Source organism: Micromonospora sp. DT229 (assembly GCF_049844505.1).
Taxonomy (GTDB): Bacteria; Actinomycetota; Actinomycetes; order Mycobacteriales; family Micromonosporaceae; genus Micromonospora.
Window position 1 is genome coordinate 479,432 of sequence record NZ_JBNCLD010000001.1, and the last position, 12,923, is coordinate 492,354.

General features: G+C 72.6%; 13 protein-coding genes. 12 read left to right on the plus strand and 1 reads right to left on the minus strand.

All coding sequences use genetic code 11. The annotated features are described in order from the left end of the window. Positions 1-158 precede the first annotated feature (158 nt). The 12 genes from ACLQ2T_RS02300 to yidC all read left to right on the plus strand — a co-directional run bounded on the left by ACLQ2T_RS02300 (position 159) and on the right by yidC (position 10,512). Positions 159-341, plus strand: a complete 183-nt coding sequence (locus ACLQ2T_RS02300; RefSeq protein ID WP_425764312.1) for a hypothetical protein — start codon at positions 159-161, stop codon at positions 339-341. Further along, entirely contained in the window at positions 341-1,081 is a 741-nt protein-coding gene (locus ACLQ2T_RS02305) for a hypothetical protein (protein ID WP_425764313.1), read from the plus strand. The genes ACLQ2T_RS02300 and ACLQ2T_RS02305 overlap by 1 nt, the downstream gene beginning before the upstream one ends. Next, complete coding sequence (locus ACLQ2T_RS02310) at positions 1,078-2,673, plus strand: phage baseplate assembly protein V (protein WP_425764314.1); 1,596 nt, start codon at positions 1,078-1,080, stop codon at positions 2,671-2,673. The genes ACLQ2T_RS02305 and ACLQ2T_RS02310 overlap by 4 nt, the downstream gene beginning before the upstream one ends. Continuing rightward, a complete protein-coding gene (locus ACLQ2T_RS02315) occupies positions 2,673-3,011 on the plus strand; it encodes a hypothetical protein (protein WP_425764315.1) in 339 nt (112 codons plus the stop codon). The genes ACLQ2T_RS02310 and ACLQ2T_RS02315 overlap by 1 nt, the downstream gene beginning before the upstream one ends. Next, a complete protein-coding gene (locus ACLQ2T_RS02320; RefSeq protein ID WP_425764316.1) occupies positions 3,008-3,454 on the plus strand; it encodes a GPW/gp25 family protein in 447 nt (148 codons plus the stop codon). The genes ACLQ2T_RS02315 and ACLQ2T_RS02320 overlap by 4 nt, the downstream gene beginning before the upstream one ends. Continuing rightward, on the plus strand, positions 3,454-6,051 hold the full coding sequence (locus ACLQ2T_RS02325; protein ID WP_425764317.1) for a putative baseplate assembly protein: 2,598 nt from the start codon (positions 3,454-3,456) through the stop codon (positions 6,049-6,051). The genes ACLQ2T_RS02320 and ACLQ2T_RS02325 overlap by 1 nt, the downstream gene beginning before the upstream one ends. Continuing rightward, positions 6,032-6,718, plus strand: a complete 687-nt coding sequence (locus tag ACLQ2T_RS02330; RefSeq protein ID WP_425764318.1) for a phage tail protein — start codon at positions 6,032-6,034, stop codon at positions 6,716-6,718. The genes ACLQ2T_RS02325 and ACLQ2T_RS02330 overlap by 20 nt, the downstream gene beginning before the upstream one ends. Further along, positions 6,715-7,638 (plus strand): hypothetical protein, encoded by a 924-nt coding sequence (locus ACLQ2T_RS02335; RefSeq protein WP_425764319.1) that lies wholly within the window; start codon positions 6,715-6,717, stop codon positions 7,636-7,638. The genes ACLQ2T_RS02330 and ACLQ2T_RS02335 overlap by 4 nt, the downstream gene beginning before the upstream one ends. A 187-nt stretch (positions 7,639-7,825) precedes the next feature. Further along, entirely contained in the window at positions 7,826-8,281 is a 456-nt protein-coding gene (locus ACLQ2T_RS02340) for a hypothetical protein (protein ID WP_425764320.1), read from the plus strand. 18 nt (positions 8,282-8,299) lie between these two features. Further along, positions 8,300-9,070: a hypothetical protein gene (locus ACLQ2T_RS02345; protein ID WP_425764321.1), complete on the plus strand. Its 771-nt coding sequence runs from the start codon at positions 8,300-8,302 to the stop codon at positions 9,068-9,070. Between the two features lie 115 nt (positions 9,071-9,185). Continuing rightward, positions 9,186-9,467, plus strand: coding sequence for a DUF6412 domain-containing protein (locus ACLQ2T_RS02350; RefSeq protein ID WP_425764322.1), 282 nt, complete (start codon positions 9,186-9,188; stop codon positions 9,465-9,467). A 169-nt stretch (positions 9,468-9,636) separates the two neighbouring features. Then, entirely contained in the window at positions 9,637-10,512 is an 876-nt protein-coding gene (gene yidC, locus ACLQ2T_RS02355; protein WP_425764416.1) for a membrane protein insertase YidC, read from the plus strand. 65 nt (positions 10,513-10,577) lie between these two features. Here the strand turns inward: yidC and ACLQ2T_RS02360 are convergent, their stop codons facing one another. Then, a complete protein-coding gene (locus ACLQ2T_RS02360; protein ID WP_425764323.1) occupies positions 10,578-12,902 on the minus strand; it encodes a beta-glucosidase in 2,325 nt (774 codons plus the stop codon). Positions 12,903-12,923: the final 21 nt, after the last annotated feature.

The following is a 12,923-nucleotide window of genomic DNA, read 5'->3' on the forward strand; positions in this document are numbered from 1 at the left end:
CCGATACCCCGCCGTGGGCCGATGTCACGCGGCGGGCCGATACCCCGCCGTGGGCCGATGTCATGCGGCGGGCCGATGTCATGCGCTTCAACAGGGGCGAACCAGGCCACAGGGACGAGTGGGGCGGCGGGGAGGAGCGTGGAGCCGGTGACGAGCGGTTGACCGGTGACGGGGGGCCGTGGCCGGACCTCGACCGGGCGGGTCGGGCGGGTCGGCGGCGGCGGGTGGTCGGGCCGTGGCCGAGGCTGCCCGACGACGGTCCGCTGTGGTCGGTGCCCGAGCCGGCCGGGGACGAGGTCGCGCACCGGGGTCGGCTCGACCGGGAACAGGCGGGTGAGTGATGGAACGGGTGGCCTTCCTCATCGACGCCACCGGCGAGCGGATCGACTGCCTGCTCAACCCGGAGAGTGTCGAGGTGACCCGGCTCGCCGGGGTACGCCGTCGGGGCACCGCCGGCACCCAGCTCGCCGGGGCCGGTCGGGCCGACGATCCGTTGGTCTTCACCGGCGGTGGGCGTACCGAACTGGTGCTTGATCTGCTGTTCGACACCGATTTCGCCGAGGGTCAGGTACGCCCCGCCGACGTGCGGGAACTGACCCGGCCGTTGTGGCTGCTGGCGGAGAACTCGGCGGTGGAGCACGGCTGGGTACGGCCCCCGCTGGTCCGGCTGGTCTGGGGCAAGACCTGGAACGTGCCGGGAGTGATCGTCGCCGTAGCGGAACGATTCGACGCCTTCACCGCCACCGGATCACCGCGTCGATCCTGGCTGCGACTCAAGCTGGTCCGGGTCACCGAGGACGCCGACCGGGCCCGGGAGGGGTTCGCCGAAGAGTTGGCCGCCGCACAGACCCCGGCCGTCGCGCCGGGCACGACCGTGGTCGCCGCCGGTGACGGCAGCGGCACCGCCGACTCCTCCGGCGTACGCTTCGATCTGCTCGCCCACGACGCGCTGGGGTCGCCGCTGCGGTGGCGGCTGCTGGCCGAACACAACCGGATCACCGACCCCCTGACCCTGCCCCCCGGCACTCCCCTGGCCGTGCCGCCGCTGCCCGAGACCACGGTCGCCGGAGGCGGGCGATGACCGACCTGGCGTCCCGGGCGCTGATCATGCTGATCGACGGGGTCGCGTTGTCCGAGGCGTTGCCCGGTCAACTGCGTACCCTGCGGGTGGCCGCCCGGCTGAACCGTCCCACCCAGTGCGAGGCGGTGTTGACCACTGCCCCTGGTCCGGCGGCCCTGACCGGCCCGGTACGCCTCGGGGCCAGCCTGCAGGTCCGGCTGGATGGTCAACCGGAGACGCTGTTCGGTGGCGAGGTCACCGCCGTCGAGGTGGAGTACGCCGCCGACGGCGGCGCCATCCTGCGGGTTCGGGGGTACGACCTCCTGCACCGGCTGCGCAAGCGGCAACGGTTGCGGGTCTTCGAGTCGGTCACCGCCGCCGACCTGGCCGGTGAACTCTGCGCCGACCTGGGGCTGCGGGTCGAGGCGGAGTCCGAGGGGCCCCGGCTGGAACGATTGACCCACCACCACGCCAACGATCTGGACCTGCTGCTGGCGGTGGCCGGCCGGGCCGGGCTGCACCTGACCGTCCACGAGGGTGTGCTGCACCTGGTGACCCTGCGGGGTCAGGGCGAGCCGGTCCCGCTGACCCTCGGTCACCGGGTGCACGGTCTGCGGCTGTCCATGAACGTCGACGCCGCCGCCGGGGAGAGCACCGCCCTGGGCTGGCACCCTCAGCGGGCCGAACCGATCGCGCAGAGCGCCGCCAGCCCGCGCTGCGGACGCCGTACCCCGGTCGAACCGGATCCGGCGGTGGTCGGCGCGGAGGGTGCCCGGACCGCGTTGGATCAGCCGGGGCGCAGCGACGACGAGATCGCCGCCCTCGCCCAGGCCCGCCTGGACCTGCGGGCCGCCGCCCTGGTCACCGCCGAAGGTACGGCCGAGGGTGATCCGGCCCTGCGGCCGGGCCGCCGGGTGCTCCTGACCGGGGTCGCCGAGGCGGTCGCGGGCACCTACGTCCTCACCGAGGTGGTGCACACCCTGGACGCCGACGGCCATCTGACCCGCTTCTCCACCGTTCCCCCGCCGGCGCCACCGGCCGGGCCGCCCGCACCGGCGGTGGTCACCCTGGGCACGGTCACCGATGTGGCCGACCCCGCCGGACTGGGTCGGGTACGGGTGGAGCTGCCCGCCTACGGCGGGGCCGACGCCGGCTGGCTGGGGGTGCTCTGCCCGGGAGCGGGCCGGGGCAAGGGCCTGGTGGCGCTGCCCGATCCGCAGGACCGGGTGCTGGTGGCGTTGCCCGGCGGCGAACCGGCCTCCGGTGTCGTCCTGGGATCGCTGTTCGGGGCGGTCGAGCCGTACGACACCGGGGTCGAGGAGGGTCGGGCCCGGCGGTGGTCGCTGCGGACCGCCGGTGGGCAGCAGGTGGTCATCGACGACGTGGCCCGCAGTCTGCGGTTGAGCACGGAGGCCGGCAGTTGGTTGGAGCTGACCCCCGAACTGGCCACCCTGCACGCCGCCACCGACCTGGTGCTCTCCGCCCCGGGCCGGGCCATGGTGGTGCGGGCCCGCAGTGTCGACTTCCTGCACGCCGAGGCGGTCGAGGACCCGGACACCGCCGCCGAGCAGGCCCGCTCGCTCGCCCGTGCCCACCACGAAGGAGGCCGCTGATGCGCTGGATACACCGCGACTCCGTGATCAGGTGCGATCACGACGGCCGGGTCCGCAACCAGCCCTCGCAGCGGTGGGTGACTCTCGCCGGGGTCCCGGTCCTGGTGGCCGACGATCCGTTGGGCCGGGCGATCGCCGCCTGTCCCAACTACGGCGCCACCGTGAAGCCCTGCACGAAGACCGAACCGGTGGCGGTCGGCTACAGCCACTGGATCCGGGTGGACGGTCGACCCGTCGTGCTGTCCCACCTTCAAGGGTTCACCGACGGCAGTCCCCCGGGGCAGGTCACCTACCGGGTCCGCGATCCCCGGCAGCGGTTCGTGGGGGCCGACCGATGAGGGCGATCAGGTTCGTCGGTGCCGGCTTCGACCCAGGCCGGGGTGGCGGTCTGGGGCTGACCGCGGCCGGCGGGTTGGCCATGACCGACGGCGATGAGACCGTACGCCAGGCGTTGTTCCTGCTGCTGTCCACCACCCCGGGTGAGCGGCTGATGCGACCCGGCTACGGCTCACGGCTGCACCGGCTGGTCTTCGCGCCGAACGACGACACCACCGCCGGCCTGGCCATCCACTACGTACGGGCGGCCATCGCCCGCTGGGAGCCACGCATCGACGTACTCGATGTCGACGCCGGTCCCGACCCGGACGACGCCTGGCGGCTGGTGATCCGGCTGGACTACCGGATTCGGGCCAGCCTGGCCCCCGGCCACCTGGTCTTCTCCGTGGACCTGCTGCCGGTCGACGAGGAACCTTCCGCCGCACCCGGCCCCGAGGAGGGGTGATGACCCTGCCCGTGCCGCACCTGGACGACCGCAGCTTCCTGGACCTGGTCATCGAGGCCCGGGAGCGGATCCAGCAGTCCTGTCCCGGCTGGACCGATCTGTCCGCGCACGATCCCGGCATCGCCCTGCTGGAGGCGTTCGCGCACCTCACCGAGGTGATGATCTACCGGCTCAACCAGTTGCCGGAGAAGGCGTACGTGGCCTTTCTGAACCTGCTCGGGGTGACCCGGCACGCGCCGAGCGCGGCCTGGGCGGAGGCGCGTTTCACCCGGACCGGATCGGCCGAGGCGCCGCTGCGGATCCCGGCCGGTACCCGGGTGGCCGCCGCCCGAAGTGCGGACCCCCGCCCGGTCGTCTTCGTCACCTGTGAACCGGCGTCGCTGGGGGTCGGCGAGCACGAGGTGACCGTACGGATGCACCACTGCGAACTCATCGAGGCGGAACTGCTGGGGATGGGCACCGGGGCGCCGGGGCAGGTGTTGCGTGCGGCGCGGGCACCGCTGGCGCGTACCGCCGAGGCGTGGGATCTGCTGCTCGGGGTGGAGGTGCCGGCCGGGTCGGTGGAGCTGGGTGCGGCGGCCCGGGAACACCAGGGCCGCGTCTTCGAGATCTGGCGTCCGGTGGACAGCTTCGCCGGTCTGGGCCCCCAGGACAAGGCGTACCTGGTCGACCGCTGCTCCGGCACGATCACCTTCGCCCCCGCCCTGGACCTGCGGACCACCGAACCGGCGTCGCTGCGCTTCGGCGACGGCCCGGTCGGGGCCGTGCCACCGGCCGGGCGGCAGGTGCGGCTGTGGTATCGCGCCGGTGGCGGACCGACCGGCAACGTGGCGGCCGGCACCCTGACCAGCCTGCGGGATCCGCTGCCCGGGGTGAAGGTGGTCAACCCGCTGCCGGCGGTCGGCGGCCGGGAGATGGAGACCATGGAGTCGGTGCTGCTGCGCGGGCCGTACGCCTTCTTCGCCCAGCAGCGGGCGGTGACCGCCCGCGATTTCGAGGTGCTGGCCACGGCGGCCGGTGGGGTGGCCCGGGCCCGGGCCTTCACCCGGGCCGCCGTCTACAGCTTCGCCCGCCCGGGTGAGGTGGAGACGGTGCTGGTGCCGTACGTGCCGACGCAGGCCCGGCCGGGCGGTGGGCTGCCGGTGCAGGTGCTGCGTGAACACGAGGTGGAGGAGACCTGGCTGCGGGTCGAGGCGGATCTGGAGCGGCGTCGTTCCCTGGGCACCACCTGCCGGGCCAGTTGGGCCAGGTACAAGGCGGTGTCGATCCGGGCCCGGGTGGTGGTCCGCCGGGAGGAGGACGTCGAGGCGGTCCGCCGACGCATCCACGACCGGCTGCACCAGACCCTGAGCCCGTTACCCACCGCCCTCAACCCGACCGGGTGGGCCTTCGGCGAGCCGCTGCGGGCCTCCAATGTGTACCGGCTGCTGGAGCACGCCGAGCCGGGGGTGCGTTACGTCGAGTCGGTGCGGTTCGTGGTGGACGAGGCCCCGGACAACCAGGTGCGTACCCTGGCCGCCGACGAGTACCAGCCGAACACCTGGTACGCCGGCAGTGCCGAGGTGCTGTTCCGCTCCACCAACGCCGGTGCCGGCTGGGAGCCGGTCGGTCGCTTCACCGGGGAGAACGTGCAGCGGGTGGCCCCCGCCCCCGCCCCGGTCCGACCGGGCATCGTCGCCCGCCCCGGCTCGCTGGCGGTGGCCACCGTACGCACCGGCGGTGGTTCCCGGGTGCACCTGAGCACCGACCTGGGGGAAACCTGGTCCCTGCTGGCCGACCTGGAGGCGCGGATCAGCGACCTGGCCTGGATCGACCGGGACGGCGCCGGTGCCCTGCTGGTCGCCACGGACACCGGCCTGTACGAGGTGTCCCTGCTGCCCGGCGCGGTGCCGTTGCAGATCCTGGTCGACCCGGCCGACGCCGACCGGGGCTTCTACGCGGTACGGGCCTTCGTCTCCGAACGGGGTGCCCCCGGGGTGGCGGTGGCGGCCCAGGCCGGGTTCGGGGTGTACCTGTCGGGCAACGCCGGCCGCCCGGGCAGCTTCACCCACGTCGGGTTGGCCAATGTGGACAACCGGGTGCTCGCCGTGCAGTACGACGGCCCGGCCACCCTGCTGTGGAGCGGCGCCGGTGAGCCGGATCCCAAGAAGCCCGGACAGGGCTGTTTCCGGGCCCGGCTGTTCGAGTCCGACGTCAAGTGGCAGGCGATGCAGGGCGGGTGGATCGGCGGGACCTGCCGGGACCTGGCCTTCAGCGGCAGTGTGGCGTTGGCGGCCACCCAGAGCGGCGGGGTGCTGCGGCTGGACACCCTGGCCGGGCAGCCGCAGTGGGCGTCCGTGTCGGTCAACTGCGGGCTGCCGCTGCGCGACCGGACCCGGTTCGTGCCGGTCGACGCGGTGGCCGCCGCCTCCGGGTCGCCGCGACTGATGCTGGCCGGCGGGGAGCGGGGGGTGTTCCGCAGCACCGAGGCGGTGGACTGGTCGGCCAGCGCCAACCAGGCCACGGCCGACGTGGTGACCGTGCCGGACACCTGGCTGCTCTGCTCCGGCGAGCACGACATAGAGGTGGTGCGCCACGATGCGGCGAGCGGGCATTGAGCGGCTGCTGCCTGCGGCGTACCAGCGGGCCTGCGTACCGGGCAGCGTGCTGTGGGCGCTGCTGGAGGTGATGGAGGGGCTGCACGCCCCGGACGAGGCCGTACTGGCCGAGGTCGAGGCCCTGTTCGCGCCCTACCAGGCGCCCGGGGAGATGGTGGCGTACCTGGCCCGGTGGGTGGCGATGGACCACCTGGTCGCCGCCCCCCGGCGGGACGCTCCCCTGCTGCTGCCACTGAGCCGGCTGCGGGATCTGGTGGCGCACGGCGCCCGCCTGGCGGCCTGGCGGGGTACCCCCTACGGTCTGCGCACCGCCCTGGAACTGGCCACCGGGGTCACCGGTTTCGTCCTCGACGAGCCGGCCGACCGGCCCTTTCACGTGGTGGTCCGGGTGCCGGCGGCCGCCGCCGAGCAGTTGGCCCTGATCGCCCGCATCGTCGAGGCGGAGAAACCGGCCGCGGTCACCGCCGAGATCGTGGTCGCCGCCACCACGCCCGGCCGGGCGATCGGCCGGGCCACCGTCGGACCCAGCCCGGCCGACGCTGGCCCGGGCGGCGCTGGCCCTGCCGTCACTGACCCGGCCGACGCTGACCCGGGCGGCGCTGACCCGGGCGGCGCTGACCCGGGCGGCGCTGACCTTGTCGATCCCGCTCCGGAGGAGCCGTCATGACCACCGAATGGACCGTCGTCGCCGCTGCCGAGCAGTTCACCCTGGACCCCCGCAACGCCGGGGAGTTGACCTTCACCGTCTCCAACCCGGGACTCGCCCCGGACACGGTGGTGTTCGACGTGGCCCCCGGCGAGGGGACCCAGCGGGCCTGGTTCACGGTCACCGAACCCCAGCGGGTGGTGCCCGCGCAGGGCTCGGTGTCCTTCCTGGTACGCCTGGTGGTGCCGGCCGGGACTCCACCTAGGCGCTACGACATGACCGGGTTCGCCTACTCGGCGAACACCGCCCCGGAGGAGAGTTCGCGCTCCAGCGGCCGGGTCACCTACGAGGTACGGGCGGTGGCGCCGCCGAAGCGTACGCCCTGGCCCTGGATCGCCGCTGCGGCGGCCCTGGTGCTCGTCGTCTCGGCCACGGTGGTGTTCCTGGTGACCCGGGGTGAGGATGCCCCGCCGCTGCCGCCACGGGTGGTGACCGTCGAGGCGGAGAGTCTGGTGCCCACCGCCGCGGTGGAATCCCCGTCGAACTCCCCGGCGAGCGTGGTCGTGCAGGGGAACTGCTGCCAGGTGACCTGGTCACAGGACGCCCAGTTGTTCTTCCTGGGCCGGGCGATCAACGACCGGGTGACCGTACGGGTGGCGCTGCCCGCCGAGGCCACCTGGCAGTTCTCCGCCGTACTGACCACCGCGCCCGACTACGCCAACGTGGCGTTCCTGATCGACGGCCGGCAGGTCGGTGACCCGTTCATCGGGTTCACCCCGCAGGTGCGGATCACCGACTGGCTCGACGTGGCCCAGGTCCGCCTGGCCGCCGGCCCGCACGAGATCACCCTGGTGGTGATCGGCAAGACCCAGAGCACGGACCGCTACTTCGCCGGCATAGACACCATCCGCTTCACCGAACTCCCCCCATCCCCCCTCTGACCCCACCCCTCCCACCCCCTCAGCTCCTGTTGATCAAGAGGTTTGCGTCAGAAATCAACGCCACCCAGACGCAAACTTCTTGATCGACAGGGCGAGGGCGGGGCGGGCCGGGGTGGGTGGGTGGGGAGGGGTGGGGAGGGGTGGGGTTGGGGTGAGAGGGCCGGGTGGGTGAGAGGAGGGGGTTGGGGTGGGGGGACGGCAGAAGGTGTTGGTGGTGGGGGTCGGGGTGTTGCTGGTGGTGTTGTTCGTGGGGGTGGTGGGGGTCGGGCGGCAGGAGGGGGGTGATCCGGTGGGGCGGCATTCGCTTGTGGAGTTGCTGGGGCGGGTCGGCGGCGGAGCGGGCGCGGTCGACCCCGACAGTGTCGAGGCGGAGTGCGCCGAGGCGCCCGGTCGGCTGGCGGTGGTCGGCGACTGCGCGGTACGGGTCGCCGATCCGGGCGGGCTGCGGCTGCTGATCCTGCGCAGCCCCACCGGGTTCGCCGTCGAGGCACCGGCCCCCGGCGGCGCCGACTTCACCCTGGCCGACACGGTCACCCCGGCCGAGGACGGCACCGACGCGGTGGCTCGGATCGCGGTGGACCGCCCGAGCATCGTGACCCTGCGCTGCCCCACCGGCTGCGTGATCACCGTCAGCCGGCAGTGAATCCTGAGGAGGACCCTGATGGGCGCGTTACGCAGGCCGTTCCTGCTGCTGGCCATGCTCGCCCTGGTGCTGGCGGTCGGCGTCGAGGTCGGCGCCGGGTTGCTGGTGGGCGGCTCGGACGCCGGGCCGGCGCTGGCCGGCGGCGCCGCCGACCTCGGTGTCGAGATCGGGGAGGTACGCGGGGTCAGCGAGCCCTCGGGACGGGGCACCGGCTACCTGGCCCTGGTCGACGCGACGGCCCTGTGGACCACCGGGCTGTTCTGCCTGGGCCTGGTGCTCCCCGAACGGATCCAGGGGCGGGTGCAGGGGATCGCCACCCTGATCTTCTCGATCGTCCTGATCATCGTGGGGTTCCTGGCCCTGGTGCTCGCGTTCGTCGAGCTGTCGATCATGGTTTCCCTGTTCCTGGCACCACCGTTCGGCACCCTGGCCTATCTGGCCCTGTGGGGCTTCTTCCCGGTGGGGGACGCGGCCGTCCTGCTCGGCCTGGTGCTGCTGCTCAAACTGACCTGGGCCGGGCTGCTGCTGCTCGCCCAGCCCAAGTTCCTTCAGAACAAGGGCCTGGTGCTGCTGATCGGGACCAGCCTGCTCTGCCCGGTGGTGTTGGAGTTCCTGCACCGGCTGGTGCCGGTGATCGTGGTCAGCATTCTCGACAGCATCGGCGCCCTCGTCTTCGCCGTGATCGCGATCATCTGGGCGGTGGTGCTGCTGATCGGCGCGATCCCGGCGATCGTCAAGGCGATCCGGGCCACCGCCGCCCTGCGCGCCGAGACCGACCCGCACCGCTAGCCCGGGTGCCGGCACGTCGGCACCGCAGCCGTCGGCGGTGACGGCGGCCGGGTCGATCTCAGCAGCGCGCCCGCGGCACCCTTGCCCGGTCGCGGCTGCCGGATATGGTTGTCACGTGATCGGGTTCGCCATGCTCTGGTACCTCGTCGGTGTGCTCGCCGACGCGGGCGCCGGTGGCATGGTCACCGGCACCGCCGCGGCGACCGGGGCACTGCTGGCGGTCGTGCTCACCGCGGTGAACCTGCTGCTGCGGGTGGTCACCCCGGCCGACCTGCGGGTCACCGGCCGGATGATGCGCGAACGCTGCCGCCGCACCGGCGTACCCCGGCATCGTGATCCGGACGCGGCCGGCCGCTCCCGCCCCCGTGCCCCGACGGCGACCCCAGCGGTCGCCTGAGCCTCACCCTCTGCCGCTCGACGGCGACCGCACCTGACTGGTTCCTGTCCGTCTTCAGTCGTCGGTCGTCGTTCGAGAGGTGCACCATGTCCACTTCGCTGATCCTTGCCGGGTTCTCCGGCCCCCTGACCACCGGAGCCCTCCGGTGAGCGCCATTCTCAGCCCACTGATGGCGTTGATCTACGCAGGCATCTCCGCCATCCTGCTGTTCTGGCACCGCGCCTGGCAGTTGGTCTTCGCCGACACAGCCCGGTGGGGCACCGACTGGTCCTGGGTGCTCGGCATCGTCTTCCTGGTGCTCACCGTCCGGGTGGTCCTCTTCCCGATCTTCGTCAAGCAGATCAAGGCACAGCGGGCGATGCAGGCCCTCCAGCCCCAGATCAAGGCGCTTCAGGACAAACACCGGGACGACCGGGAGACCCTCCAGAAGGAGCTCGTCGAGCTCTACCGGACCGAGCGGGCCAACCCGCTGATGGGCTGCCTACCCATGCTGGTCCAGATCCCGGTCTTCCTGGGGCTGTTCCACGTGCTGCGGCACCTCAAGCCCGCCATGCCGGAGCACCTGAAGACGCTGTACGGCTGGACGGTCACCCAGTTCGACAGCGCCTCGTCGGCGACCCTGTTCGGCGCGCCCGTCGCGGCCAGCTTCCGCTCCACCGGAGCGGAGTTGGCCGTACTCGGGGCAGACGGGGTGACCGTCCGGTTGGTGGCTCTGATCCTGATCGCGATGATGGTCGTGACCACGTATTTGAGCAGCCGGCAGATGATCCTGCGGACCGGGTGGGCCGAGGAGCCGCAGCAGCGGATGATGCAGCGGTTGATGCTCTACGGCATTCCGGCCTCGCTGCTCGTCTCCGGGCTGATCTTCCCGATCGGGGTGATCATCTACTGGGTCACCACGAACCTGTTCTCCCTGGGTCAGCAGACCTGGATCCTGCACAGGTACCCACCCCCGCCCGCCAACGGCACCACCGAAACGGCACCCGCCACTCCCGGCGGGTCACCGCCGGCGAGTGCCGAGAGGAAGCCGAACAAGCGCCGCTGACACGCCGGAGCCTGGTGCGGCCCGCCCCTCACGGGGACGGTGCCGCACCAGGCTCCGAAGGGCGGTCAGTGCAGGCGGGTGGTGGTCCAGCGAGGGGATGCGTTGGTCACCGGGACGACGTCACCGACCAGGGTGGTACGGGCCTGGGCGGCACGGTGGGCGCTGTTGCCGACCCAGATGTCGACCTCGCCGGGCTCCACGACCCGGGTAAGGGTGCGGTCGGAGAACGCCAGTCGGGTGGTGGGCACGGACAGCTCGACCGTGACGGACTCCCCCGGCTCCAGGTGGACCCGGCGGTACCCGAGCAGCTGCGCCACCGGCCGGGTGATCGAGGCCACCAGGTCGTGGCCGTAGAGCTGGACGACCTCCTCGCCGGCCACCGTGCCGGTGTTGGTGACCCGGACGCTGGCCCGGATCGTGCCGTCGGTGGGCACCGTGTCGGACACGGTCAGATCGGCGTACCCGAAGGTGGTGTACGACAGACCGTGGCCGAACGGGGCCACCGGCGCCGCCGACAGGCTCGTCACCTCGTTGCCCTCCCCCAGGGTGGGGTGCAGGTACGAGTACGGCTGCGCCCCGGCCGAGCCCGGCATGCTCACCGGCAGCCGTCCCGAGGGGTTGACCCGCCCGGAGAGCACCCCGGCGATCGCCGACGCCCCCTCCTCGCCCGGGAAGAAGGCCTGCACCACCGCCGCGCACCGGTCCATCGCCCACCCGAGGGCGTACGGCCGTCCGGTGAGCAGCACCAGCACCACCGGGGTCTCGGTGTCCAGCACCGCCTCGACGAGTTCCCGCTGCACCCCGGGCAGCTCCAGGTCGTCGCGGTCACAGCCCTCCCCGACGGTGCCGCGGCCGAACAGGCCTGCGTGGTCACCGACGACCAGTACGGCGACCTCCGCCTCCGTGGCCGCGGCCACGGCCTCGGCGAACCCGGACCGGTCCTCGGTGTCCACCGCGCAGCCCACCGCCGAGGTGATCTGCTCGGCGCCGAGCTCCTCTCGCAGGGCCTGGAGCACGGTGGGCACCTCGATGCCGGTCTCCACCCCCGGGTGCTGGGCGAGGACGTGGTTAAGGAAGGAGTAGCAGCCGAACAGGGCCGCCTCCCGGTCGGCGTTCGGACCGATCACCGCCACCCGACGCCCGGCCGGCAGCGGCAGCACCCCCTGGTTGGCGACCAGGACGATGGACTTCTCCGCCAGCCGGCGGGCGATCGCCCGATGCTCCGGCGAGTCGAGGTCGACCTGCCCGACCGGCTCGTCGTCGAAGGTGGCGTCGAGCAGGCCGAGTTCCAGCTTCTGCCGCAGCACCCGCAGCACCGACCGGTCGATCAGGGCCTCGTCGATCCGGCCGGACCGCACCGACTCGATCAGGGTCAGGTAGGCGTCCCCGGTGGGCAGTTCGACGTCGACCCCGGCGGTGAGGGCCTGCACGGCCGCCTCCGCGTGGTCCGGGGCGACATGGTGCAGCAGGTTCAGGAAGGCCACCCCGTAGTAGTCGGCCACCACCGTGCCGTCGAAGCCCCACCGGTCCCGCAGCAGCTCGGTGAGCAGGGTGGGGTCGGCGGCGACCGGCACACCGTCGATCTCGGCGTACGAGTGCATGACCGACCGCACGTTGCCGTCCAGGACGGCCATCTCGAACGGCGGGAGGAACACGTCGGCGATCTCCCGGGGACCGGCGTGCACCGGGGCGAAGTTGCGCCCGGCCCGGGAGGCGGAGTAGCCGACGAAGTGCTTCAGGGTGGCGTGCACCCCCTGGGACTGCAGACCCCGCACGTAGGAAGTGCCGATGGTGCCGACCAGGTACGGGTCCTCGGCGATGCACTCGTCGACCCGGCCCCACCGCGCGTCCCGGATCACGTCCAGCACCGGGGAGAGGCCCTGATGGATGCCGAGGGTACGCATCACCGTCCCGACCGCCTCGGCCATCTCGGTGACCAGGTCGGGATCGAAGGCGGCACCCCAGGCCAGGGGGGTGGGGAAGGTCGCCGCCTTCCAGGCCGACAACCCGGTCAGGCACTCCTCGTGCACGATCGCCGGAATGCCGAGCCGGGTGCCGGTGATCAGTTCCGACTGGAACTTCCGCAACCAGGAGGCGCGGGCGACGGGGTCGACCGGACGGGTGCCGTAGGCCCGGGTGAGGTGACCCAACCCATGCCGGGAGAAGCTCTCCAGCCTGCCGACCTCGCCGAACTCGCCCTGCAAGGGGGCGACCGCCTCACCGTCCTCCTTCTCCCAGAACCCGACGAGCTGCGCGACCTTCTCCTCGATCGTCATCCGACCGAGCAGTTCACGGACGCGCGACTCGCCGTCCGGCCCGTCCGGCCGATCGTGGCGCGGAGCTGTTTGAGTAGGCGCCGACGCGCCCTCCACCTGACGGACCTCAGTCATGCTGTGCCTTCCGTTTCTGGT